Below are 26172 nucleotides of genomic sequence, written 5' to 3'. Positions count from 1 at the left end.
GTCTAACAAAAAAAGCGTAGGAATCTACATACCCCATTGTGTATTATAGTCATTTCAGTAACCCACTTGTGCCAAAATCGGGGGTTGTTGTGCCAGTTTTGTTGTTTATTGAGCCACTTTTGGTATTTGTTGTGCCAAATTGTGAACCTCTCTCTGAGTTCAACCAACAATACCCTGCCACTTTACCATCTATTGGCCAAACCAGCACACTAAATCGCCACGTATTCAATCCATACATACACAAAAAAAATAGCCCAGAGCCCCACGGCTCCAAGCTATTTAAAACCAAACAATTATTCAAACGTGCCCTTCACTATTGCTTCCCCGTTCTCTACCATCAACTTCCCCTTGGCAAACACCGTGTTTACTTCAAGTGTATTTTTATCCAACAGCACCAGATCAGCGTCTTTTTCAGCCTCAACGTGACCTTTTTGCTTTAATTTCAGGATTTTGGCAGGATTTGATGTAATGACTTTAATGGCTGTTTCCAAAGGAATCCCTTCTTCCAGAACAGCGTCTTTCACTTCACAGTATAAACTGGAAACCTGGCCAATCTGTAATCCTATCAGCTCGCCGTCCCCATCAAAATTAGGCAGGCTTGCTTGTCCATCCGAGGTGTATGTGATTTGTTCAACTGGCACACCTGCATCCAGCATGCGTTTTAGCGCTTTACTGCATTTCACTTCGCCATCTTCGAGAAATTGTGGAATCGTACTGGTCGTAAAGTCTACATAACCACCCCTTTGAGCATATTGAATCCCTGCTTCAAATAGATGGGCATTTCGATTAATATGAGTTGGATAGAATTGTTTAATCGGAATATCCGTTGTGTCGACTATTTCCTCTAGAAGCTTTAAATGGTCATGACTATCTCCTACATGAACATTGACAATTCCCGATTTGCCTGACAGCATGCCGCCAATTCGGGCAGCAGAAGCAATTTTCGTTAATTCATTTACCGTGGGTTGAGATGAGCGGTGGTCAGCAATTGCCACTTCGCCTACTCCTATGATGCGGTCTACTAAAATAATATCGTCTTCAATTTTTCCAGTAAGCGTTTTTAATGGTACTTGATAAGAACCGGTTTGCGCGTAGCAGGTAATTCCCTCTTCTTCAAGACCCTTTGCTTTCGCTACAAGGCTCGCCATCGTTCTTGTCGTTCCATCTGTTCCTATCACACCAACAAGCGTCGTGATACCGGCAAGCGTGGCCTGAGTCAGTTGAATTTCCGGTGTTCTTGTACGAAAGCTGCCCTCGCCGCCTCCACCCATAATATGTACGTGTGAGTCTATGAATCCAGGTACAACATACTTTCCAGTTGCATCCACAATCTTTATATCCACAAATTGATGAGGAGGTTCAATCTTATCTTCAATAAAACCTATTTTATTATCTACTATTAATATATCCTTTTTCCCTAAATATTCTGGAGCATAAACTTCTCCGTTTTGAATTAATGTCAGCATGATGTTTGCTCCCTTCATTTCTTATTCATACAATCGTACCGAACCTTTCGATAAAGGTTCGGCACTATAAATCAAATCAGAAACCGATGAATGTTGCCGTTATCACAAAGATCGATGAAAGAACGAATAGAATCAGCATGAATTTAGTAATAAATTTCGCCCATATTCCCCAATCGACACGGGCTGCTCCAAGTGTACCAAGTAAGGCAGCAGAGGTCGGCACAAGAATATTGGTTAATCCATCTCCTAATTGGAAGGCAAGGACCGCTACTTGACGAGAGACTCCGGCAATATCTGCAAGTGGAGCCATTAAAGGCATTGTTAAAGCGGCTTGACCGGAACCAGATACAACAAAGAAATTGAATACAGACTGGAATAAATACATACACCAGGCAGAAATGGCTTCAGGGAAATCCCCAACCACTTGCCCTGCTCCATATAACATCGTATTTAATACAGATGGTGCGTCAGGTGAATCTCCACCAAGGATAATGACGATTCCTTTTGCCATACCTACAACTAAGGCAGCCGGCAATAAATCCTTCGCCCCGTCGATGAATCCATCTGCTATATCATCCCATGACATTCCATTCAATTTAAACAGAACGCCAATGATTCCTGCTACTAATCCAATCGTAAAGAATTGGCTCGCAATCTCCGGAATATAGTAAGCGTGTTCCACTACTCCCCAAATGATCCAAGCAATACCTACTGCAACCGTTAATATGACAAGTGAATGACCCAAAGTAAATTTCGTATTTAGGTCTTGTACTCTGCCTTCTTTACGGAAGTATTCATCAGAAGCGTAAGAAAGACTCCGTTTAGGTTCCTTTCGAATCGCTACAGCATATCTCCATGTGTAAATGATCCCCACAAGTGTAAAGACAATCCACATCACAATACGGAAACCTGATCCCGAAAGAACCGGTACACCTGAAACACCTTGTGCGATAGCCACTCCGAATGGATTCATCCATGAAGTGGCGAAACCGATTTGAGTCGCCACGTAAGTGATCATGATTCCAGTGATGGCATCATACCCAATCGCAATCATGATTGGAACGAGTATCATGGCAAAGGCAATGGCCTCTTCCCCCATCCCGAACACGGCTCCCCCTAATGAGAACAAGAAGAACATAATTGGGATGATGAGAGATTCCTTTCCTTTCGTCCTCTCAATGACCTTTAGGATCCCTTCCTCAATGGCCCTTGTCTTCATAATGATGCCAAAGGCACCACCAATGATTAAGATAAAGGCCACAACACCTACAGCCGACCCCCATTTATCCCCTGATACAAGACCTTCAAATACATAATTAAGGAATCCAATTCCGCCACCCGGCTCGAAAAGACTGGTTCCTTCTCTAATTAGATTCCCATCATCATCCTTTAAATAACTGAACGAATCAGGATTTAATACCGTTTTGGTTTGTTCTTCTCCATCCTGCATAAATGTGATTTCTTCTGTCGTGAATTGCCCCTTTGGTACGACATACGTTAAAATTGCAGCTGCCAGTACAACGAAAAAAACAATAATAAATGTATGCGGCACCTTCCAGGCTTTTTGTTCTTTCTCCATTTCTTTCCCCCCGTTTGACAGTATGATTTGTTTCACATATGTACATGCAAGTTCCGTGCCAATCTATAATTATCTGAAAATACAAACTTTGGGTGCACTAATGGTTATTATCGGTTAAAATATACTTAACCAATAAAACACTTATCAACCAATTAAACCATAAGGGGGAGACGTATGAAACATGAATTAATTCTATTAGCTGGAACAAAGGAAACAGAAAGAGCTCTTAAGCAACAATTACAATCCGTTTTTGGAGAACTGATCAATATTACGAGTTATGCTTGTGATGAAGGAATTCCTACGTATTTCACCAATAAATTGATTGTTTATTCTTCTGCGCTCATCGCACCAGAAGTGAAAGAATATATCGATTTCGATTCATGCACCATCATTAAAGCTCGCCGCACCGTCAATTATGAATACATAGATCGTATTTTCGAGTTACCTCCGGGAAAAAAGATTTTATATGTGAATGACTTTATCGAGACGGCTCAAGAAGCTGTCTCTACATTGAAACGATTAGGAATAGATCACGTCGATTACATTCCATACTCCCCAACCGGAGACTACCCTAGACAAATTGATATTGCCATCTCACCAGGGGAAACGGCAAGCATACCACCTTCCATTCCCAGCAAAATCGATATCGGTGTAAGACTGATCGATTTGAATACCATTATGAAAATCATCTACCACTTTCAGTTGTCAGAGCAGTTAACCTTTGATATTACCGACCGCTATACGAGAAAGATCATCGAGCTCAGTCAAAAACTGGGCGCCATCAATCGACGGGCAAAAACGTTAAATAAATTTTTAAATAAAGTAGTGGATGGTGTAAATGATGGTATCCTCGCCTTTCAGGAAGACGGAGAAATTACCGTATTCAATGAAGTGCTTGAACGAATGGTCGGGATTACAGCTGCCCATGCGAAAGGAAAAAAACTAAACAGGGTGTTCAAGAATATCGAGCTCAATCACTTTTTGACATCGCAACAGGATGAAGATCAACAATATTTCACTCTCCGTCAGCAGAATGTAATGGTCTATCGTTTCCGTTTGAAGGCAGAAGGAGTCATCGTTGCAACGTTTAAAGATATGGAAGAGACCATTGAGATGGAAAAGGTCCGTAAACGGGAGCTTCAGCGAAGAGGGTATATTGCGAAATATACATTTGATAGCATACTGGGTAACAGCGCAATCATTAATGAAACAAAAATGATTGCCAAAAAACTCGCTCAAAGTGAGCTCCCGGTTCTAATCTATGGGGAAACAGGCACAGGGAAAGAGTTGTTTTCAAGCGCTATGCACAATGATTCTTCCCGAAAAAACAGTCCGTATCTTGCCGTTAACTGCAGCGCCCTGCCCGAGGATCTATTAGAAAGTGAATTATTCGGCTATGAGGACGGAGCATTCACAGGCGCAAAAAAAGGAGGTAAAAAAGGATTGTTTGAACAAGCTGATGGCGGGACCTTGTTTCTTGATGAGATCGGTGATATTAGCCTAAAGCTTCAAGCCAGACTCCTGAGGGTTCTTCAGGAAATGGAAATCAGACGGATCGGAGGAAACAAAAACATCCCTGTTGATGTCAGGATCATTGCTGCAACGAACAGGGATCTCCAAGCCTTAATAATTGAAGGAACGTTTCGTGAAGATCTCTATCACCGTCTGAAAGTTCTATCTTTGCAGCTGCCAAGTCTGCAGGATCGCAGCGAAGATATCCCCCTCCTCATTGAGAATTTCCTCCGAATGGAACAAAGCAAAATCTCTACAATCGACGTGGCTGTATTAGATGCATTGAAGAAAGCACCATGGAGTGGGAATATACGCGAACTTAAAAATACGCTGCTTTACATGATCACCGTTGCAGAACAAAATCGTCTAACGGTACATCAATTACCGAAAAATGATAATAATTTTAAAGGTAAAGTGCATACTAAGGATAACCTATCTCCTCCGGCCATCACCATGTCAAAATCAGGAGAGTATGTAAATATCCTTTCCGCTTTAGTTGAATTTTTCGAAGAAGGAAAACGAGCCAGCAGACAAAAGATTTATTCTTGCCTGCAACGAAGCTCCACTCCTCTATCCGTTCAACAAATTAGGACAAGACTAAACGAACTCCAGGATTTAGGCTATGTATGTATCCAGAGAGGGAGAATTGGAACAGAAATAACGCCTGAAGGAGTAGCCTGGCTAAATAATAATGTGGAGAAGGTTTTAACTATTCGTTAACAGGGTAACTTTACATTAACCGGTTAGAAATACAAAGCATATTTCATTGATACGATAAGTCGAGGTGATTTTAATGATACGTACAATCTTAATGGTCGTTGGAGCAATTGTTGTCATTGGTTGGATTATCAGCATGCTGTAATCAGAACCATTCAAACTGAACATTATTCCTGCTATTATATGAATTTTAATCAAATAGAAAGAGCAGAAAGGATCTTCCTCCGTTCTGCTCTTTCTTTTTGTTATTAAGCCAATGTTGAATCTGCACCTATATATTCTGCATTCCATTCACCGTTTTCCTGAATAGCTTTCATATAGGTAAATACAACCTGACAGGTTTGATCATCAGCGTTTAATACCTTTAAATGCTGAATACATTTTCGAATGGTTGGATCGTAGTTTCCATGGGATTCTTCTTCATTTAAAGTTTGAAGAGATTTCAAATACATATACACGATTTGCCGTGTTTTCTCATCAGTATTGATTTTCGTTAAGTGTTCAATACACTTTCTGATGATTGGATGCATTTTATCCATATCCTTTTCTCTCCTTAGTAGAAATAATTTACCATAATATTTCGTGTGATTGTCTCGATTTATGAGGGATTTTCCTGAAAAAGATTATAATTCATATATTGGGGTAAATAGTAGATATCCCAATATTGAGGTGATTTTAATGTATAGACATATTTTGTTAGCCTACGATGAAACAGATGGAAGCAAGAAAGCATTGGATGAAGTGCAGAAATTAATAAAAGGTTCTATAGATACAAAATTAACCGTACTCCATATATCAGATGAAAAGATAGCCAATCAAACCCATGATAACTATACTCCCACCCATGCACTGGCAGATACATCACCAGGGTTTGATAATAATTATATGGGGAATTTATCGGTTTCACCGGACAACAAAACTCATTCGACGGAGGAAGAACGTCATGAAATCAAGACCCCCTCCTCTACACATCACTTTTTAAAAAATGCAAAGGAAAAACTTTCTCCTTACGGGATTGAAGCAAACTATATTCACCTATCCGGTTCAGAAGCAAAACGCATATGTGAATATGCCAAAGAAATCCAGGCAGACCTGGTAGTGGTCGGAAGCAGCGGTAAGTCCGGTATGAAAAAATGGGTACTCGGAAGCGTCAGTGAAAAAGTCACTCAAAACTGTGAATCCAGTGTATTGGTTGTAAAATAAAATTAAATATCAGAAAGGGAGGGACGGACCTTGCAAGGTCCGTCCCTCCCTTTCTTTACTCACCTGTTAACTCATCAAAACGTTTATGGGCATTTTCTTCATCAAAGCTGCTATAAATTCGGTAGTCATCAAAATCTAATATTCGATAGTGCTTACTGAAAAGGTTCTGTTGAAGTATGTATTCATCATCCTTCTTCAAATCCTTCCACCAGACCTTCCCGCCTAACGTCTTTTCCTTCCGGTAATCAATCCCTTCCCGAGCAATTGTCTCTATGATTTCAAGAGGTTCCCCCCCAAGACTCGTGGTTAAGGTTTCACTATCTTTAAACAATGCACAGACGGCAATGACCGCGGTCCAGCTGGCCATGACTCTGCCTTTTTCTATTTGGACAAGGGTTTTTTTGGATAATCCGATGATGTTCGCCATCTTGTCCTGTGTATACCCTGCTTCTGTGCGTATTAGCCTTAATTTATCTGAAATGATTAAAACGATTTCTTCTTTTGTCATCGATTCACACCTTATTTCCGTTTTAGTGTAATATTACACTAATCTCAAAATTATTAAAACATATTTGATTGAACCCATTGATTTTTGTATCACTCTGTCCATTTTACTATACTTTAGATTAAGAATAGACGCATTCGAATCAACGGAGGGAAAATCATGACAAAAAGCATCATTGTCCTTATTAGGCAAGACCTTCGCCTTCACGATCACCCAGCTCTCTACAAAGCTTCTCAAGAAGGAAAAGTGATTCCTCTCTATATCTTGGATGAGGAAACTTCTCCTGCTTCAACCGGAGAAGCCAAGAAGTGGTGGCTGCATCAAAATTTAGAAGCCTTTCAAACATCTCTTCAAACGATTAACGGAAGACTATGGATGGATAGAGGAAAAGTAGAAAATGTTCTCCCTCAGTGGGTTAAGAAAACCGATGCACAAGCAGTTTACTGGAATCGGGTATATGATCCAAAGGTGTATGAACGGGATCTCACATTAGCCCGTTCTTTGTCCTCACAAGGAATAGATGTTCAAACATTTGAAGGTACACTTCTCCTCCCGCCTTGGAAGGTCAAAAAGGAGGACGGCACCCCTTATAAAGTGTACTCGGCATTTTATAAATCATTAAGGAAGGAAGAAATCCCGAAACCCCTCTTACCTGTTAAGAAACTAGAGGTCCCTAGGCTCGGTGCCGAGGGTCTATCACTTATCGATTTAAGTCTAAAACCCTCTATACCCTGGTTTCACATCATGGAAAGCATTTGGGACCCCGGCGAAGAAGCTGCTATTAAAAGGTATCATTCATTCGTTCAAAAAAGCATCGAGGACTATGCAGAAAGAAGAGACATGCCTGCAGAAGGACATCATTCCACTTTATCCCCATACTTAGCTCTTGGTGTCATTTCTGTGAGAAGCTTGTATCATTCACTCCTTGAAATGGGAGGTACACAAGTGGAGCCGTTCATTAAACAATTGATTTGGAGAGAATTCTCCTACTCCGTCCTCCTTCAGTTTCCTGAGTCCACCACACGGCCAGTAAATGAGAAGTTCAAGAAATTCCGATGGAAGAAGGAAAAGGAGTATTGGAATAGATGGACAAGAGGAGAGACAGGCTATCCAATCGTTGATGCAGGAATGAGAGAATTATGGGCAACGGGGTTCATGCACAACCGTGTCAGAATGATCGTCGCATCGTTCCTGACCAAGCATTTACTGATTCCTTGGCAAGAAGGCGCAAGGTGGTTTTCGAATACACTCATCGATGCAGACCTCGCCAATAATTCAATGGGGTGGCAGTGGGTTGCAGGCTCCGGCTTTGATTCAGCCCCCTACTTCCGCATTTTCAATCCAACCCTCCAAAGTGAAAAATTCGATAAAGAAGGCACTTATATCCGGATGTGGGTTCCTGAATTAAAAGATGTTCCCAGTAAACATATCCACAAACCTTCAGAAGCTTCCGTGGAGATTCTGGAAGGGGCCGGGGTCATCCTGGGGGAAGATTACCCCTATCCAATCGTGGACCATAAAGCCGCCAGGGATCGGGCATTAGATCGCTACCACGAAATAAAATAGATATAAAAAATCGAGTCTATCGCCTTTACAGGCCATAGACTCGATTTAATTTATGAGGAGATCACGCCTCTCCTCTTTGTTCCTTAATTGTACGTTTCTTCTCAGATTCTGATACAAACAGCGCACACGCTGCATCTCCTGAAATATTGATCGACGTCCTTGCCATATCAAGCAGGCGGTCAATCCCCAGAATTAATCCAATTCCTTCTACAGGCAGGTTTACACTGCTTAATACCATGGCAAGAAGGATTAATCCTACACCAGGAACCCCTGCTGTACCGATGCTGGCTAAAACAGCCGTTAGTACAACCGTAATCAGTTGTTCCAATGATAAATCGACACCATACACCTGAGCGATAAAGACGGTCGCAACCCCCTGCATGATGGCAGTACCATCCATGTTGATGGTGGCTCCTAATGGTTGGACGAAAGAGCTTACTGATTTCGATACGCCTAAACGCTGCTGTGCAACATCCATTGAGATGGGAAGCGTCGCGTTACTGCTTGATGTACTGAATCCTACACTCATCGCAGGACTGAAATTCTTGAAGAACCATAGCGGATTCTTCTTTGCCAGGAGGAGAATCGTTCCACCATAGGTAACGATGGCGTGAATGATCAATGCTGCAAGAACGACGACAAAATACAGCCACATCGCCTTCAAAGCACTGAAACCCTGGCTCCCTATTGCTGAAGCGATTAATCCGAATGTGCCGTATGGAGCGAATTTCATAACGAGTGTCACAAGGTACATCATAAGATCATTACCTTGTTCAACAAGCTTCAATATTCCTTTTGTTTTATCCCCTAAAGCTGTTAATCCAAATCCAATAAAGATGGCAAATGCAATGATTTGCAGCATATTTCCCTCTGTCATCGCCGTGAGTGGATTTTTTGGAATAATGTTCATGAGAGTCTCTCCCACAGGAGGAGCTTCTTTGGTTTCAAAACCTTCTGATTGTGTTTTGTCGATTCCCTCTACCAGGCCGGGATCAATGACATAAGCCAGAGATAGACCAATCACGATGGCTATACAGGTAGTCACCAAGAAGAATACAATGGTCTTCAATCCTATTCTCCCCAGTTTCTTAGGGTCACCCAGACCTGCAGATCCAAGGACGATGGATAGAAACACAATTGGCACGACAAGCATGCTGATGAGGTTAAGGAAAATCTTCCCTAACGGAGTAAATAGATAAGGATCTAATATATCAAATATATCTTTAGCAAAAATATTGAGCAGTAATCCCACAATCGCCCCCAAGATCAAGGCGATGATAATCTTCGTTGTTAAATTAAACTTCATAGATGTCCCTCCCCATAAAAAATACAAAATAATTAAAAGATGTTTACCCTAAATTAAAGCTTGCAAAACCATTCTCTCTTCTTCCTTCAAAAAAACAGTCTGCAATTCGTGCCAAGCTGCCTTCCCATTCAGATTTCATCCCTCTAGCTTCTTCATTCTCCCTCCCCTATTATACTGATTTTTTTAATAATTGAAGAAGTTTATGGGAGATTTAAAACATATTTACTATATTTCATCCCACTACACCCACAATAACAGGGAGAAACATGATTCAATCTTACTATGAATTGAATTCCAATCTTTTCTTTTTTACATTTAATGATTAAATACTACGTGGTTGGGTAAATAGTAATAACAGCATGAAAATAGAAAGGAAAATACCTAAAATGAATAAAACAGTCTATTTTCTTTCAAGTAGTCAACAGCGCAGCTTGATAGCTGAAGGGTGGGCTGAGAAGCTCGATGTGTCGGATTGGTCGTTCAAAAGTGCAGGTTGGGTTGCCGAGAGTCGTGCTGAATTCAGCGTTTTAGCAATGAAAGAGTTATGTATCGACATTAGTACCTACCCGCTTTCGCGCATCGAGATGAATGAACTTGGTGATGCTTCGGTTATTGTTGCGATTCAGGATACAGAATTTGATGATAAGATTGAGATTCCATCTGAATTAGAAGATAAGGTCATCTATTGGAATTTGCCTAATCCAAGGAAGCGTTCCAAGACACCTATTGAAGAATGGGTACACTATCAAGAAATTTGTGATGAGATTGCCATGCGAGTGAAAGATTTAGAAAACATCCTTCCACAACTACATTAAGAGGACTGATTACAACTGAAATTCTATTGTAATCAGTCCCTTTTTTTTATGTGAAATACTCCAGCTTCGCTTTCGGAAAATGCTTCTCCATATACGCATACAGATGATCTTTCATTTCCTGCTCCTCATCCTTCTGATAAATATACTTGCCTATCCCGTATTTCCCCCACTTATATCGACGTTCTTCTTCGTTTAGTTCAAGTTTAGTCATCGGATAATTTTTCTCTATGACCCTTTTAGCCGGTTTTGTGAAACGATGTTGAATAAATTCAAAGGTCAGATCCTTTTTCGCTTCTTCCGGCAGGTGAGCTTCCAAATGTTCAAACATTTGCTTATACCCTTCCTGCCATCCTTCATGGATATAGATAGGTGCCACAATGAATCCTAATGGATACCCTGCTCTCGCTACCTTTCCTGCTGCCTCAAGTCGCTTATCCAGGGGAGATGTACCAGGCTCGAAATTCTTGATCACATAATCTGCGTTGATGCTGAACCGGAACCTTGTTTTCCCGTTATGCTTTGCATCAAGCAGATGGTCGACGTGATGGAATTTCGTTACGAAACGAAGCTTGCCATACTCGGATTCACCAAAATGTTCGATGGCTCGTTTCAGTGTATGAGTGAGATGATCAATCCCTACGATATCGGACGTACAGGCAGCTTCAAAGCGAGTGAATTCAGGAGCTCTTTCCGCGATATACTTGTCCGCCGACTCAAAGATTTCATCCACATTGACATAGGTCCGGATATACGGCTTACTTCCCATCGTTGTTTGCAGATAGCAGTAGTGACAGTGTCCCATGCACCCTGTTGCAAAAGGGATGGCATATTCAGCAGACGGCTTGGATGTATCAAATTTCAACGTTTTTCTTACTCCAACTACTAATGTGGATTTAGCAATGCGATATTTCTGAAAGTGGTTATCCCCAGGCAGATTACGAACCTGGTTATGCGAAGTTGTGTACCGGATTTCCACCTCCATTTTTTCAAACTTTTCTTTGAGCTCTTTACCGAGGGGATATTCCAAGGCATTCGGTTCAAAGTAGACCAATTGTGGCACGAACGGTTTAACCATGCTTCATCCCTCCTACATGTCTCCAAATGATTGAGTATAGGCTTGCTCCGCTTCTGCTTCTGAAGAATAAACCGCAATTTCATGTGTTAACGGATAATAGGTTTCATATAGAAATAATGCCAGTTCATTCGGATTTTCCGGATCATGTACTATGGCTGCTTCCTGCACGTTGGCTACACTTTGTGTGTGGGGGTTTCGATAAATCACATATACGACATCCCCTGCTTGATAGGGCATATATTGATCATTCAGTTCCATTCTTTTCACCTTTTTCCTAAACGTCATTACTATCATTTTTTGTTATCTTCCCGATAAATATGATGGTAAAAGATGTTTATAAAAAAAACTTCTCCTGCACCTACTATGCAAGAGAAGTCACTCTTTTAAATACCATATAAATCATTCGTATTTTTGAATAGTTGTTTATATACATCTGCTTCTGGAATGCCTTTTATCTCTGCTATTTTTTCAATGGTTCGATGCATCATTCCAGGATGGGTCATCCTCCCTTGAAATTCTCCTTCAAACCGCCAAGGACCATCCGTTTCCACCATTATTCCTTCAACAGGATACTTTCTTACAAGCTTCTGTATCTCAATTTCATAAAGGACATCAGGTGTAATGGAGATTGAATAGCCATTTTCAATCATTCTATCAACGGTCTCATCATCTCCTTTAAACCAATGAAAATGAGCTTTCCCTATGGAGTGCTTTTCTAACAGGGCACAAACGATGGGTGCGTGTTCATACACCGCATGAAGGATAATCGGTTTGTTCATCCTCTTTGATTCAATCATGAACCGTTCCAACAGATCGATATACCGCTCAACTTCAACATCAGGATCTTCTTTCATTTTGTAATAAGGCAATCCTACTTCTCCAATCGCCACTATTTCCTGTTGATGCAGCTCAATGAATGATAGTAGTTCCTCAACTTCTCCTTCAGAGGGCAGTTCCTGCTCCGGATGGAACCCTGCAGCTGGTTTGACCCTAGCATCTCTTCTTGAGAGATCTATATTTGTCCTGGAAGACTGAAGGTTGGAAGATACAGTTATGAGCGCTTCAACAGCATACAGTTCAAGTTCCTGCAGAATCTTATCACGTTCATACCCATCGTATAAATCCAAGTGTATGTGAGCATCGATCAAGGAAGGTTTACACATATTGAGAAAGCTCCTCAAAAATGCTCGTTTTCCATTTCAGAAACTCCTCTGTTAAGAGAATCTCTTTGTCCCTGGGTCGGGGAAATGGTACTTTGAACTCTTTCTGTACACGGGCAGGCCGAGTCGATAAAACAATAATCCGATCTGAAAGGAATAGGGCTTCGTCAATATTATGAGTGACAAATAGAACGGAACTCAAATCTTCCTCCCAAATGGAAAGGAGCCACTTCTGCATGTCTAATCGTGTGAATTCATCCAGGGCAGAAAACGGCTCATCCAAACATAAAAAGGATTGAGGACTGACCAGGGCACGAATAAAGGCAACTCTCTGCTTCATCCCTCCAGAAAGATCACCGGGATAAGCATGCTCATATCCCTTCAAACCTGCCCGTTCAATCATACTCATTGCTTTTTCTCTATCCCTTTTTCCGTGCAGCTCCTGACCCAGCATCACATTCTCAATCACCGTTCTCCATGGAAGGAGGGACGGACTTTGAGGCATATAACTGATGGTTCCTCTCTGACCATTAATCGACCTTCCATCTAATTGAATATCTCCTGAATCGGGTGTGAATAATCCGCCGATGACATGAAATAGCGTGCTCTTCCCGCTTCCAGAAGGACCAAGGATCGAGACAAACTCACCTTCTTCCACATGTATGGAAAGGTTATCCAGGATCAGTTCTCCGTCAAAGTATTTGGACATATTTTGAATGGATAAGGTTGTCATGCTATTTGTCCTCCTTCCGATTCCACTTAATCATGATTTTTTCTAATAACAAGATGATGCCGAAGAAAGCCAGGCTGAGCAGCATAATCATAAAGATGGCAACAAATACCCTGTCTGTCCTGAAGGAAGAAGAGGCAAGTGTCATGTAGACCCCGATTCCTTTCTGAGCACCTAACCATTCCGAGATGACTGCCCCCATCACACTATAGGTAGCTGAAATTTTCAGTCCTGAGAAGATGGACGGTAGTGCATGCGGCCATTCAACTTTTCGAAAGATTTGCCCCTTTGATGCTCCTGACATTTTCATGTAAAGAATATACTCGGGGTTCGTCTGTCTGAACCCATCCAGCGCCGAGACCGCGACCGGAAAAAAGCAGATCAACGTAATCACAATGATTTTCGGCAATAGTCCAAATCCAAACCAGATAACAAGTAAAGGAGCCAGGACGATGATCGGAATATTTTGAGACAAAATCATAAGTGGATATATCGCTTCTCTTACTTTAGGGAGGAGATGCAGACCCACTGCAGTCCCGATGCCAATCGTACATCCAATCACAAACCCTCCGATCGTAAGGAGTGTTGTCGAAGCAAGATGTGTTGTAAACGTGGACCATGAGGCGACTCCTTCTGCCCATATTTCTGAAGGTGAAGGCATTAGCCATGCCGGCACCTCAAATACTCTAATGGTGGATTCCCAAATGATGAATAAAAGGATGATGACCAAGAAGGGTCTCCATCCTTTCGATATCCATGCTTTCATCCTTTATACTTCTCCGTTAATTGATCCATTTCAATCCCGGCCGGCTGATATAATACCTTGATTTGAGAAATGACGTTTGAGCTGCCCATTTCAATCATTCGTTCATTCATTTGTTCAATCACCTTAAATAAGTCAGATAGATTTCCTTCCATTGTCGTTTCTAATGGATGGACTTCATAACGGACACCAGATTTATCAATGATCGCGATGGCTTCATCCACGTATGGTATAACGTCTTCACCATTTTTCGTCTTCGGAATAATTTGTATGCTTACGAGTGCGTTCCCCATTTTGTTCACCTCTTAATTTGGTAAAAATTCGTTTGTAAAAGCTTTTTTACTGTCCAGTTCCTTATCTAATAAATTGTTCTCATACATCCATGAAGCATAGTTTTCCCATACCTCAAGCTTCTGCTCTCCCCATCTGTCAGCATCATCCTTGTATTTAGGAGCCAGCCATTCCTGGCTCTTCATGACTAATTCTTCATCAAGATCCGGAGCTGCCTCTAAAAGAATTTCACCTGCATCCTTCGGTTTGTCGATTGCAAACTGATACCCTTTTGAAGCAGCTGCCAAGAAGGCTTTAACCGTATCGGGATCTGATTCAATCATTTTTTCATTTGTTGTCAGGACAGGAGTGTAATAATCCAGTTTTTCAGAGTAGTCCTTTACGTACATCATGTTCAATTCCTCACCGCGAAGCTCTGCTTCAATACCTGTCCATCCATAGTAGATCCATGCAAAGTCAACATCCCGTTTCACGGCAGTAAAGAAATCTGTATCTCCCATGTTTACAAAATCCACTTTCTCTACATCTGCGTTTTCTTGTTTCATAATCGATGTCATGACAGCTTTTTCAACAGGGGAACCCCAACCGCCATAACTTTTACCTTCAAAATCCTTTGGTGTCGTAATATCCTTGCTCTTAGGTGATGCAAACCCCGAGGTATTATGCTGTATAACCGCAGCGATTGATACGAGGGGAACATCCTGTACCCTGGCTTGTGTGACACTTTCCTGGTATCCAACCCCGAACTCAGTTTTACCCGAGGCAACGAGTTGATCTGCCCCAGCCTCACCTGGTAAGATGATATCCACATCCAGCCCCTTCTCTTCGAAGTATCCTTTTTCTTTCGCAACGTATAATCCAGTGTGATTGGTATTCGGTGTCCAGTCCAGTACGACCGATACCTTTTTAAGATCATCCTTTTGTTCATCTGCCGTATTTCCTCCACCGCTGCAGGCAGTTAAAAGAAAGACAGCACAGATGATGACCATCCATTTTTTCATCTTGATTCCTCCTCAAATCCTCATATGTAGTTGTAACGTTTATTCGTTATTCTTCACTTAATAAGGTGAATGAATGTAAAACAAAAGGCAGATGGAACCTAAAAAGCTTTGGGACACTATAACAAAAAGCGCCCCAAGCCTTCAGCCCGGGACGCATCGTTAAACATGATCATGTATTGTTTAAGAGAATGTTTCCTACGCTGGTATCAGCCAGTTCAGGTTCAAAGGGTCAGTATCTACAGGATACAATCTCAACCGGCCATACCGGTTCCCCTACACTTTTACTATGAAATTAAACGTTATCTTCTACCCTACTTTGCCACAGAGTAGATGGATATTCAAGCATTTCCTATTAAAGTTAATTAAATTTGAAAGGCTCGTTCGTAATCACCGTTATCTACAAGTCCGTTAATAAACGGTATATAGGTAGATACAAGATGTGAATACCCTTTTTGATTGTAAAAAAACGTATATTGGACAAGGAAGATAATGACTAAGAATGGCAGCAGTCTCTTCTCATCTTGCGTTAAGGCAGCATCGAAGTGATACCCCGCCAAAAAGGTATGGATACATTCGAAATGCTCTTTCTTATCTTGCTGTACCAGGTCTTTGAGGATCCCTGCGATAAAGTAACCGATATCTGCTATACGGGGGGCTTTTCGTATCCTTTCAAAATCGATGACCCCGGTCACCCTTTCCTCATTTATGAGGATATTACGCGGGTGGCAGTCACTATGTACGAGTTGATGAGGCAATTTGCTATAGGAGAAAGACCACTCATTTAGCCTGCCTATAAACCCTTTCCCCCATATTTCAATCGATGTCGGATCTTGCACGGCTATCCACTCTCTCAAATGTGTGTCAACTTTCCATTCTTCTACCTCGTATTTACAGACATATTGTTTTAGTCTGCCATGGAGTTGAAAGAGATACGTTCCCGCCTTTTTAAGAGAAGCTAAGGAATAGACTTGTACTGGCTTTCCTTCGAGGGCTGGATACAGGGAGTAGAAATCTTGATGCTGTTGTACATAAGACTGGTGTGAGACCGTTAGCAATGGCCTTTCAACGGTAAGTCCGCTTTCCTGTAAATAGGTCGTTAAGAGATACTCTTCTTCTAGCATCTTCACAGAAGAATTGAATCTTTTTTTCAAATAATATGTCTTCCCCAGATTCTTTACCTTATAAACATTCGGATGACTGTCCACAGTCTCTATGCAGGAAGGATGAACCTTCCAGTTCAATAATAGATCATGAAGAGGTTCAATCATTTTTAATTCCCTTCCAAACATAGTAATATACGTTTAGTATGACTATGAAAGAATGTCTACATACCATATGAAAAGAGGTTGCATCCATGCAAAGAATACAAATGACGGAAGACTTATCATTCTCAAGAATCATTCATGGGTTGTGGAGACTTGCAGACTGGAATCAATCAAAGGAAGAAACCCTTGCTTTGATCCAGGAAAATATTGAAAATGGAATCACAACTTTTGATCACGCAGATATTTATGGCTCGTACATGTGTGAAGCCTTATTTGGTGAAGCCCTTGCCCTTCAGCCTTCCTTACGTGAGAAAATGGAGATTGTGACGAAATGCGGTATTGTCCTCCCTTCTGAAAATCGTCCGGAACATAAAACACATCATTACAACACGAGTAAAAAGCATATTTTGACATCTGTTGAAAACTCACTGCAGAATCTAAAAACGGACTACATCGATTTATTATTGATTCACAGGCCAGATCCATTTATGAATGGAGAAGAAGTGGCTGAATCCTTCACTCAATTGAAGGAAGAAGGAAAGGTACGTCACTTTGGAGTATCAAACTTTAAAGATCATCAATGGAATATGCTTCAATCCTATTTGCCGTTTCCATTGATCACGAATCAAATCGAATTATCTGCCTATAACTTAGAAAACTTCGAAGACGGTACATTAAACCTTTGTCAGGAGAAACGTGTCGCGCCGATGGCCTGGTCTCCACTCGCAGGCGGTGCGATTTTCAAGGGAGAGGATGAGAAAGCCATTCGTCTTCGACATACATTGAAGAAGATAAAAGAAGAAACAGGTGCAAAGGGAATTGATGAAGTTCTATATGCCTGGCTTCTTAATCACCCTTCAAACATTATGCCTATCGTCGGTTCCGGTAAAAAAGAACGCATCCAACATGCAATCGACTCTCTTTCTATTTCTTTAAACCACGATCAATGGTTTGAAATCCTGCAAACTTCTATGGGACATGATGTGCCGTAATAGAACTTAGTACAGCAAAAAAGACGATCCTTTTTCTAAAAGGTTCGTCTTTTTTAATTCGCTATATCGCCACCAACGTAATATTCCAGATAGACATCTTGTAGTTCATTCATGGAGAGCTCATAAAGCTGCTTACCAAAATATTTATATACGCCAATCCTTAATAATTGTTGAATATAGAAATCCTTCTTAAATTCAGGTGTCTTTTGCTTCTCTGATTTATTTTCTTGATGTAACATGTTCATCCCTCCAGTTGAGGATATACCCCAAATCGAGACTGAACTAAACATCCTCTTACACATTGGTAATATTAGGATAAAACGACAGCTGTTACGTACAAACGTGATGATGTCCCTCTGTGACACTTTTTCCCTCCACTTGAATCGTAGAGTGATGAATAGCAAATTCCTCTTCAAGATAGGCTGAGAGCCGTAATAAAATCGTATCTCGATTCACTTCGCTTCCCACCACCACATGACAGCTTAGAGCTGTGAATCCCGACGTGATGCACCATACATGAAGATCATGGACTTCAATGACTCCCGGGATAGCTGCCAGGCCATTCATCACTTGTTCCGTATCGATACCTTTTGGGGATCCCTCCATTAAGATATGAATGGAATCCTTCGTTACTCTCCATCCGGAAATGACGATTAGAATGGCAACCATGACAGAAGCAATAGGATCCGCCAAGTTCCAATTAAAGAAATAGATCAAGAGTCCGGCTGCGATGGCCCCGACCGATCCCAACATATCACCAAGTACATGAAGAAAGGCACTTCGGACATTCAAGTTATGTTCTGTATCCCCTCTCATTAAGATCCATGCCACGATCATGTTTACAACCAGACCTGTGATGGCGATCACCATCATACCTGGTGAAACTACAGGAGTATCTATAAAACGATGATACGCTTCCCAGAAAATATAGAGTGAAACGAGAATCAACGTGATGCCATTCATAAACGCCGCCAGTATTTCGAATCTCTTGTACCCATACGTCTTCCCTTTATCCGAAACCTTCTCACCTATATAAAAAGCTGCCAAACTAAGACCTAAAGCGGCTGCATCACTAAGCATATGTCCCGCATCGGAAAGAAGAGCAAGACTATTTGTGACGATTCCACCTATGACTTCTACGATCATAAAGGTGAAAATAAATAGGAAACTGATTAATAATGCTTTTTTATTCTGATTGTGTCCATGACTGTGGTCGTGACCCACTTGACATCCCTCACTTCCGGTCTCTTACTCTTAATAATCTAAGACCATTCAATGTAACGAGTAATGTCGCTCCCATATCGGCAAAAATCGCAATCCATAGAGTAAGCCAACCGGGAATGACAAGTAATAATGCAAGGAGCTTGATACCGATGGCAAATGAGATATTTTGCTTGATGATGGTAAGCGTTTTTCGACTTAAGCGAATGATATATGGCAGTTTTGAAAGATCATCGTTCATTAGCGCGATATCGGCCGTTTCCAGTGCTGTATCGGTTCCTGCCCCACCCATGGCGATTCCTACATTTGAAGCAGCAAGTGCTGGGGCATCATTGATTCCATCCCCAACCATGGAGACTTTTCCATAAGTGTTCATGTATTGCTTAACAAAGTCTAATTTATTCTGGGGAAGCAAACCTGCTTTGATTTCTTTGACTCCTACCCTTTTTCCGATCGATCTTGCCGTATTTTCATGGTCTCCTGTAAGCATCATTGTTTGCTCAATACCCAATTGATGAAGGCTGTCGATGATTTCGCGACTTGTTTCCCGCACTTCATCTGCTACGGCTACAAGAGCCAAAGCAGTATCCTCGACTCCGAACACCATGACCGTTTTCCCTTCCCGTTGAAGCATTTCAATTTCAGCTGAAGGAGTATTTACAAAGAAGCTATCGGATCCCAGGAAGTATTTGTTGTCACCTATTCGGCCACTGATTCCTTTACCCGTATGGGATTGAAACTCAAGCACTTCACAGTCCCCATACTCAATGTTCAGCTCCTTCGCCCTTTTTAGAAAAGCGTGAGCGAGGGGATGCTGGGAGTGAAATTCCAGTGCAGCCATCTTCATCCACAGCTCTTCTTCTTCTACATCTCCTAATCGTATAAAATCCGTTACTTCAGGCTCTCCTTTAGTAAGAGTTCCTGTTTTGTCAAAGGCGATGGCCTTTAAACGCCCTAATTCTTCTAAATACACGCCGCCTTTAATAAGAATGCCATTCTTGGCTGCGTTCCCGATGGCCGTTACAATGGCTACGGGAGTCGAAATAACCAGTGCACAAGGACACCCCACTACCAGGACGGATAGTCCCTGATACACCCAGGTTGACCATTCTGCTCCAAAAAGCAGGGGTGGTATGATCGCAACAAGGAAAGCGATGACCATAATAATGGGCGTATAATACTTTGCAAATACATCCACAAATGCTTGAGAAGGGGCCCTTTCTCCCTGCGCTTCTTCCACCAGATGAATAATCCTGGCGAGAGTCGTGTCTTCAATACGCTTGGTCACCTTAACCTTTAGATACCCTTCTTCGTTTAATGTTCCTGCAAATACAGCATCACCCTGGTGTTTCTCCACTGGTACCGATTCTCCTGTGATCGCTGCCTGATTGACAAATGAAGAGCCTTCGAGGATGTCACCATCCATGGCAAACTTCTGACCAGGTTTGACCACCATGATGTCCCCGATTTCAATATCCTCGGCATCAACGGCAAGCTCCATTCCATTTCGTATGATGATGGCTTGAGGAGGGGCAATGTCCATGAGTGAACGAATGGACTCACGAGCCTTATCCATAGAGTACGATTCCAGAACTTCACTGATGGCAAAAAGGAGAACGACGATCGCTCCTTCACCCCATTCACCAATAAACGCAGCTCCAATAATCGCAATGGTCATTAAGGTTCTCATATCGAATTCTAATTTAAGTAAGTTTTTGAATCCCGTTTGAAATAATCGATACCCGCCTACAGCAATCGCTGCTGCAAATGAAACAGTAGAAAAAATGTCACTGTTCTCGATTTTCATAAGTGGGACAGAGTAAGCAAGAAGGATAAAAAGAACAGAAAAAAGTAAATGCTTATATTTCGTGTAAAACGGGTCTTTTTTTTCCTCTCTCTTTCTGATTCCGTCTTCTTTAATGCGAAGCCCTTCAAAGGCTCCTGCTTTTTCTACCGCTTCCTGAGTGGTTTCTCCGTATACGGTAATCTTCGCCGCTCCAAAGTTCACCTTCGCATCTACTACTCCGTCGAGATGCTGAACGTTCTTTTCGAACTTCGCCGCGCACCCGGCACACGTAAACCCCTCGACCCGGTAAGTTTGTTTATGTGCCGCTTTACTGGTCACGTTCCTCCACCTCCATTTGATGCGTTACAGCAATTTCGATTAACTGTTTTACATGATGATCATCCAAGGAATAATATACGAGCTTGCCTTTTTTTCTGAATTTGGCTAACCCCTGCTTTTTTAATAAGCGTAAATGATGGGATGCTGTTGCTGTTGAAGAACCCGCAATATTGGCCACATCGCATACACACAGTTCGTCCTCGATGGTAAGTGCATACGCAATTTTCATTCTTGTTTGATCAGAAAGTGCTTTAAAGATCTCGGCTACCTTAGAGGTATTTTGTGTTAACATCATTGATTTTAAGCGATTGACCTTTTCATCTTCCACACACGCTACTTCACATACATCCGTCTCTTTCATCTCTTCACCCCTCTAACATTCAAATACTCTTTTGAATATAGTATAGAAGAAATGCCAATAATGTTCAAACATTCTTTTGAATGTATGGGATTTTTCGAAAATTCTAAGTAATGATATTCTGCGTACCAGGAAATTGGTTAGATTAATACCCATTTTCAGGAAAACTTTTTGCGTGCAGAGGAGGCTCATCGCCGTACAGTGCAAAGCGGGTATCCTGGACCGTAAATCAACTACTCCTTTCTTCCTTAAGATCGCCACAAACTTTTGGGAAAGAGCCAAATAAAAAAAGCCCTGGAATGATTCCTGGGCTTATAAGTAACATATTAATTTTGTTGTAGCTTTTTCCGATCACGTTTCATAAAGAGATCCAATGTTACCCAGAAAACGACAGATGTAATCGCAAAGATTGCGATTCCGAAGTAAATGTCTTCTGTTTTCCAGTCCAATCGTGGAATAAGCAGGCCAAGTACGCCTGATAATATATAGTAGCCACCAATTAATTGCAGGTATAATCGTCCAGTTTGGGACTGATTATTTTCCAGATAGCCTTTCCCTGCTTTGCCAAAGAAAATAGCTATTCCTCTTAAAATGACATAAACCGAAAAGGCAATGATAAGGGCTACAACAAGCTCTTGATTAAACACGTCTGCCATAATCGTTCTCCTTCCCATTATCCACTATTTGAAACCTAAATGGTTGTATTGTCCATTCCTATTCTCTATGATGAATCCATACATCATTTGGTAAATAGTTATTACTTAGAATAACCGAATTATGTACACATTGCAACGAACATTTGGGCATGGATAAGAATGTGATACTTTTAAAAGGATATACTCAATGGAAACGGATTTCAAGTGTTATCTTGCTTCAATTTTCACGGAACCATGACTTTTTTATACAGGAGGTGTTTGAAGCGAAGAGTGGTGCATGTCACGTTCACTCCTCAGCTTCCGCTCATTGGACATTCTACTTAATTTATTTCTTGTTGTTGTTTTAATTGCACTGACTGCTTTCTTCGTGGCTTCTGAGTTTGCCATCGTCAAGGTAAGAAGCTCCCGGATCGATCAGTTGGTATCTGAAGGAAATCAAACGGCCATTGCTGCTAAAAGGGTCATTTCACATTTAGACGAATACCTTTCAGCCTGCCAATTGGGCATTACCATCACAGCCCTCGGACTTGGGTGGTTAGGTGAGCCGACTATTGAAACATTGCTTCATCCCGTGTTTGAGAAACTTGATTTGAATGCTTCCATCACAAGTATCATTTCATTTGGACTCGCATTTTCCGTCATTACCTTTTTGCATGTGGTGATTGGAGAATTGGCACCCAAAACCTTTGCTATACAAAAAGCAGAGAAAGTCACTCTATTATTTGCACGACCATTGATATGGTTTTATCGGCTCGCTTATCCATTCATTTGGACATTAAACGGCTCTGCTCGAGTGTTCACGGGGTTATTCGGTTTAAAACCCGCTTCTGAACATGAAATTGCCCATTCAGAGGAAGAGCTTAGAATCATTCTTTCCGACAGCTACAAAAGTGGGGAAATCAATTCATCTGAATTCAAGTACGTAAACAAAATTTTTGAATTCGACGAACGAATTGCAAAAGAAATCATGGTTCCGAGAACGAATATCGTGACTCTATCCGCAGAGTCCACCATCGATGAAGTATTAGCCATTATCAAAGAAGAACGCTATACAAGATATCCTGTCGTGGACGGTGATAAAGACAATATTCTCGGTATAGTGAATGTGAAAGAATTGCTGACAACACTTGTGAACCACAAGGCGGAACACGAAGACTTAACTTCCTTTATCAAGCCTGTGATCCGAGTCATTGAAACCATCCCCATTCAAGCCTTACTCGTCAAACTTCAGAAGGAACGGTCGCCAATGGCCGTACTCCTGGATGAATACGGTGGCACTGCCGGCCTTGTTACTGTAGAAGATATCATTGAAGAGATCGTCGGGGAGATTCGGGATGAATTTGATATCGATGAAATTCCTGAAGTCCGGAAGGTGAAAGAAGATCATTATATCTTTGACGCTGTGATGCTCATTGAAGATGTGAATGACCTTCTTGGAATCACCCTTGAAGAAGATGAGGTCGACACGATCGGAGGCTGGTTCCTGACTCAGAAGTACGAAGTGAAGTTGAATGACAAGATCGAGGAACAAGGATATTGCTTTAGAGTGAAAGAAATCGATGGTCATCATATTCAATATTTAGAGGTTACAAAAATGGCATAGGCAGCCATGATGAAAAGAACGAGTCCGATTAACGGCTCGTTCTTTTTCTCTCAGTGAATGCAGTCATACGGAACGTCTGCAATCAAATCCCACTAAACAGATTTCCCTATAGAATAAATCCTTTCATAAATGGAAAAATAACCTCAAACATTTATGAGAGGTGAGTTATGACTAGCATCATTGTCGGATTAATCCTGCTTATGGTCTTAGCGTATTTAGGCTGGTCAATCATTTGGATCGCTCCACTGGTAGCAGGTTTAGTGGCATTAATGAGTGGACTTGAACTGCTTCCTGCGTATACAGAAACGTATATGACCGGCTTTGTGGATTTTGCTAAAGAATGGTTTCCTGTATTCCTTTTTGGAGCCATTTTCGGAAAGCTGATGGAAGACGTTGGAGCAGCGCAATCCGTCGCATACAAAATCACGAATATCATCGGAAAAGACCGGGCAATTCTTGGCGTGTTAATTGCCGCGGCCGTTCTAACTTATGGTGGTGTCAGTTTATTCGTTGTAGTATTTGCTATTTACCCTCTTGCCATCGCCATGTTCAGAGAAGCAGATATCACACGGAAATTGCTGCCCCCCACTTTCGTATTAGGGGCTTTCACATTTACAATGACAGCCATTCCGGGTACCCCTCAGATCCAAAACTTAATACCGATCGATTATTTCAAGACTTCCCCCACTGCCGCACCGATCATCGGTATCGTCGGCGGATTAATCATGGCGGTTGGAGGATATTTTTATTTAAGATGGCGTCAAAAGCAATTTACAAGTAAAGGAGATACGTTTACCGAGCCTAAAGGTGGAAACGATGTAAAGGAAATTAAAGAATCAGAGCTTCCTAATTTCTACTTATCATTTCTTCCTCTTGTCATTGTCGTCGTTACATTGAATGTCTTTAAGTGGAACATCCTGACCGCTCTTCTTGTAGGAATACTTTCGATATTATTCATTAACTTCAAACATTATAAAAAATTCATCCCTGCTGTCAATGGCGGAGCAAAGGGCTCAGTCATGGCAGTCATTAACACAAGCGCTGCCGTTGGTTTCGGAGCGGTTGTCACAGCGGCACCCGGTTTCAAGACGTTAACGAAGCTTATTCTTGGCATCAAAGGTAACCCCGTCATATCTGAAGCCATAGCTGTTCAAACTCTTGCAGCTATCACTGGATCTGCTTCAGGAGGAATGGGGATTGCCCTGGAGGCTTTGGGAGATAAATATTATGAGCTCTCTCAAACGAGTGGTATCAGTGCAGAAGCTTTCCATAGAATTGCTTCCATTTCATCAGGAGCCTCGATTCTGCCACATAACGGTGCACTGCTGACCTTATTTGCCGTAACGGGACTAACCCATAAAGATTCGTATTTGGATGTAGCTGTTGTCGGGCTGCTTATTCCTACGATTGCAGAAATCGTTTCAATCATCCTTGCCAATATGGGAATTTATTAATTAGAGGAGGAAAAGAAGATGGTCAATGATAAAGTTGTATTTATTACTGGTGCTGCAAGGGGAATTGGTTTTGAAATCGGGGAACACTTTGCTCAAAATGGTGCGAAAGTCGTTCTCTCTGATATCAATCAAGAAGGATTGGATGAAGCGGTTGAAGAACTGAAAGACAGAGGCTTCGATTGCCTGGGCATTAAATGCGACGTTACCAGTGAAAAAGAAGTGAAAGCGGGAATTGATAAGACAGTTGACCACTATGGCCGGATAGACGTTTTGATTAATAACGCAGGTATTCAACACGTAGCTCCAATTGAAGAATTCCCTATTGAAAAATTTGAGCTCCTGATCAAAATTATGCTGACCGCTCCCTTTATCGCAACAAAATTTGCTTTCCCTTATATGAAGAAGCAAAAATTTGGTCGTATCATTAATATGGCATCCATTAATGGACTGATCGGGTTTGCCGGTAAAGCGGCATACAACAGTGCCAAGCACGGTGTCATTGGTCTGACAAAGGTATCTGCTTTAGAAGGTGCCGAGCATGGGATTACTGTCAATGCCCTATGCCCCGGATACGTGGATACCCCCCTTGTCCGTAACCAACTAAAGGATATTTCAACCACTCGCGGAGTGGAACTTGAAAAAGTATTAAAGGATGTCATCTACCCTCTTGTTCCACAAAAGAGATTGTTATCAGTAGAAGAAATTGCAGACTACACCATTTTCCTATCCAGTGACAAAGCAAAAGGTGTAACTGGTCAGGCCGTTGTTTTAGATGGTGGATATACTGCTCAATAATAAGCACCCGAAAA

26 protein-coding genes and 1 riboswitch are annotated in these 26172 nt (G+C 41.6%); of the genes, 8 read left to right on the top strand and 18 right to left on the bottom strand.

From position 1 onward, the window contains the following. Window positions 1-293: 293 nt before the first annotated feature. Window positions 294-1466, bottom strand: a complete 1173-nt coding sequence (gene iadA, locus AAEM60_RS07310; RefSeq protein ID WP_299739902.1) for a beta-aspartyl-peptidase — start codon at window positions 1464-1466, stop codon at window positions 294-296. A 76-nt stretch (window positions 1467-1542) separates the two neighbouring features. After that, a complete protein-coding gene (gene yfcC, locus AAEM60_RS07305) occupies window positions 1543-3045 on the bottom strand; it encodes a putative basic amino acid antiporter YfcC (protein ID WP_341357737.1) in 1503 nt (500 codons plus the stop codon). A 174-nt stretch (window positions 3046-3219) separates the two neighbouring features. Between yfcC and AAEM60_RS07300 the strand changes: the two genes are divergently transcribed. After that, a complete protein-coding gene (locus tag AAEM60_RS07300) occupies window positions 3220-5277 on the top strand; it encodes a sigma 54-interacting transcriptional regulator (protein WP_299739899.1) in 2058 nt (685 codons plus the stop codon). Window positions 5278-5522: 245 nt separating this feature from the next. On the opposite strand, the gene AAEM60_RS07295 is transcribed toward AAEM60_RS07300, so the two are convergent. After that, window positions 5523-5813, bottom strand: a complete 291-nt coding sequence (locus tag AAEM60_RS07295; RefSeq protein WP_299739897.1) for a hypothetical protein — start codon at window positions 5811-5813, stop codon at window positions 5523-5525. Between the two features lie 139 nt (window positions 5814-5952). Between AAEM60_RS07295 and AAEM60_RS07290 the strand changes: the two genes are divergently transcribed. After that, on the top strand, window positions 5953-6477 hold the full coding sequence (locus tag AAEM60_RS07290; protein ID WP_299739895.1) for a universal stress protein: 525 nt from the start codon (window positions 5953-5955) through the stop codon (window positions 6475-6477). Window positions 6478-6532: 55 nt separating this feature from the next. Here the strand turns inward: AAEM60_RS07290 and AAEM60_RS07285 are convergent, their stop codons facing one another. Beyond that, window positions 6533-6985 (bottom strand): helix-turn-helix domain-containing protein, encoded by a 453-nt coding sequence (locus AAEM60_RS07285; protein ID WP_299739893.1) that lies wholly within the window; start codon window positions 6983-6985, stop codon window positions 6533-6535. Between the two features lie 156 nt (window positions 6986-7141). On the opposite strand from AAEM60_RS07285, the gene AAEM60_RS07280 reads away from it, so the two are divergent. Continuing rightward, complete coding sequence (locus tag AAEM60_RS07280; RefSeq protein WP_299739892.1) at window positions 7142-8548, top strand: deoxyribodipyrimidine photo-lyase; 1407 nt, start codon at window positions 7142-7144, stop codon at window positions 8546-8548. A gap of 61 nt (window positions 8549-8609) precedes the next feature. Here the strand turns inward: AAEM60_RS07280 and AAEM60_RS07275 are convergent, their stop codons facing one another. After that, window positions 8610-9854: a dicarboxylate/amino acid:cation symporter gene (locus AAEM60_RS07275; RefSeq protein ID WP_299739890.1), complete on the bottom strand. Its 1245-nt coding sequence runs from the start codon at window positions 9852-9854 to the stop codon at window positions 8610-8612. A gap of 386 nt (window positions 9855-10240) precedes the next feature. On the opposite strand from AAEM60_RS07275, the gene AAEM60_RS07270 reads away from it, so the two are divergent. Next, entirely contained in the window at window positions 10241-10669 is a 429-nt protein-coding gene (locus AAEM60_RS07270) for a phosphatase (RefSeq protein ID WP_341357736.1), read from the top strand. 46 nt (window positions 10670-10715) lie between these two features. Here AAEM60_RS07270 and splB read toward each other — a convergent pair whose 3' ends face one another. The 8 genes from splB to AAEM60_RS07230 form a co-directional block, all read right to left on the bottom strand. After that, window positions 10716-11744: a spore photoproduct lyase gene (splB, locus tag AAEM60_RS07265; protein ID WP_299739887.1), complete on the bottom strand. Its 1029-nt coding sequence runs from the start codon at window positions 11742-11744 to the stop codon at window positions 10716-10718. 12 nt (window positions 11745-11756) lie between these two features. After that, window positions 11757-12002, bottom strand: a complete 246-nt coding sequence (locus AAEM60_RS07260; RefSeq protein ID WP_299739885.1) for a transcriptional regulator SplA domain-containing protein — start codon at window positions 12000-12002, stop codon at window positions 11757-11759. 125 nt (window positions 12003-12127) lie between these two features. After that, entirely contained in the window at window positions 12128-12907 is a 780-nt protein-coding gene (locus tag AAEM60_RS07255) for a TatD family hydrolase (RefSeq protein WP_341357735.1), read from the bottom strand. Continuing rightward, a complete protein-coding gene (locus tag AAEM60_RS07250) occupies window positions 12900-13637 on the bottom strand; it encodes an ABC transporter ATP-binding protein (RefSeq protein WP_299739881.1) in 738 nt (245 codons plus the stop codon). The genes AAEM60_RS07255 and AAEM60_RS07250 overlap by 8 nt, the downstream gene beginning before the upstream one ends. Before the next feature lies 1 nt (window position 13638). Then, window positions 13639-14400, bottom strand: coding sequence for an ABC transporter permease (locus tag AAEM60_RS07245; RefSeq protein ID WP_299739879.1), 762 nt, complete (start codon window positions 14398-14400; stop codon window positions 13639-13641). Then, window positions 14397-14690, bottom strand: coding sequence for a thiamine-binding protein (locus tag AAEM60_RS07240; protein ID WP_044337844.1), 294 nt, complete (start codon window positions 14688-14690; stop codon window positions 14397-14399). The genes AAEM60_RS07245 and AAEM60_RS07240 overlap by 4 nt, the downstream gene beginning before the upstream one ends. Window positions 14691-14702: 12 nt before the next feature. Beyond that, window positions 14703-15689 (bottom strand): ABC transporter substrate-binding protein, encoded by a 987-nt coding sequence (locus AAEM60_RS07235; protein ID WP_299739875.1) that lies wholly within the window; start codon window positions 15687-15689, stop codon window positions 14703-14705. Window positions 15690-15864: 175 nt separating this feature from the next. After that, window positions 15865-15974: riboswitch (TPP riboswitch) on the bottom strand. A gap of 77 nt (window positions 15975-16051) precedes the next feature. Continuing rightward, a complete protein-coding gene (locus AAEM60_RS07230; protein ID WP_341357734.1) occupies window positions 16052-16957 on the bottom strand; it encodes a phosphotransferase in 906 nt (301 codons plus the stop codon). Window positions 16958-17043: 86 nt separating this feature from the next. On the opposite strand from AAEM60_RS07230, the gene AAEM60_RS07225 reads away from it, so the two are divergent. Continuing rightward, on the top strand, window positions 17044-17946 hold the full coding sequence (locus AAEM60_RS07225) for an aldo/keto reductase family oxidoreductase (RefSeq protein WP_341357733.1): 903 nt from the start codon (window positions 17044-17046) through the stop codon (window positions 17944-17946). 53 nt (window positions 17947-17999) lie between these two features. On the opposite strand, the gene AAEM60_RS07220 is transcribed toward AAEM60_RS07225, so the two are convergent. From AAEM60_RS07220 to AAEM60_RS07200, 5 genes are all read right to left on the bottom strand, one after another. Beyond that, complete coding sequence (locus AAEM60_RS07220; RefSeq protein WP_299739869.1) at window positions 18000-18185, bottom strand: Fur-regulated basic protein FbpA; 186 nt, start codon at window positions 18183-18185, stop codon at window positions 18000-18002. Between the two features lie 91 nt (window positions 18186-18276). Continuing rightward, entirely contained in the window at window positions 18277-19170 is an 894-nt protein-coding gene (locus AAEM60_RS07215; protein ID WP_299739867.1) for a cation diffusion facilitator family transporter, read from the bottom strand. 10 nt (window positions 19171-19180) lie between these two features. Beyond that, window positions 19181-21292 (bottom strand): heavy metal translocating P-type ATPase, encoded by a 2112-nt coding sequence (locus AAEM60_RS07210; protein WP_341357732.1) that lies wholly within the window; start codon window positions 21290-21292, stop codon window positions 19181-19183. Further along, window positions 21282-21653: a metalloregulator ArsR/SmtB family transcription factor gene (locus tag AAEM60_RS07205; protein ID WP_299739863.1), complete on the bottom strand. Its 372-nt coding sequence runs from the start codon at window positions 21651-21653 to the stop codon at window positions 21282-21284. Before AAEM60_RS07205 ends, AAEM60_RS07210 begins: the two co-directional genes overlap by 11 nt. Before the next feature lie 323 nt (window positions 21654-21976). After that, window positions 21977-22306 (bottom strand): hypothetical protein, encoded by a 330-nt coding sequence (locus AAEM60_RS07200; protein ID WP_299739861.1) that lies wholly within the window; start codon window positions 22304-22306, stop codon window positions 21977-21979. A 277-nt stretch (window positions 22307-22583) separates the two neighbouring features. Between AAEM60_RS07200 and AAEM60_RS07195 the strand changes: the two genes are divergently transcribed. The 3 genes from AAEM60_RS07195 (at window position 22584) to AAEM60_RS07185 (ending at window position 26158) form a co-directional block, all read left to right on the top strand. Beyond that, complete coding sequence (locus AAEM60_RS07195) at window positions 22584-23909, top strand: hemolysin family protein (protein WP_341357731.1); 1326 nt, start codon at window positions 22584-22586, stop codon at window positions 23907-23909. A gap of 167 nt (window positions 23910-24076) precedes the next feature. Further along, entirely contained in the window at window positions 24077-25363 is a 1287-nt protein-coding gene (locus AAEM60_RS07190) for a GntP family permease (RefSeq protein ID WP_299739859.1), read from the top strand. 18 nt (window positions 25364-25381) lie between these two features. Beyond that, a complete protein-coding gene (locus AAEM60_RS07185) occupies window positions 25382-26158 on the top strand; it encodes a 3-hydroxybutyrate dehydrogenase (RefSeq protein WP_299739857.1) in 777 nt (258 codons plus the stop codon). The last annotated feature ends 14 nt before the right edge of the window (window positions 26159-26172 follow it).

This window comes from Rossellomorea sp. y25 (assembly GCF_038049935.1).
Taxonomy (GTDB): Bacteria; Bacillota; Bacilli; order Bacillales; family Bacillaceae_B; genus Rossellomorea.
This window is presented reverse-complemented; position numbering and strand designations above follow the sequence as displayed.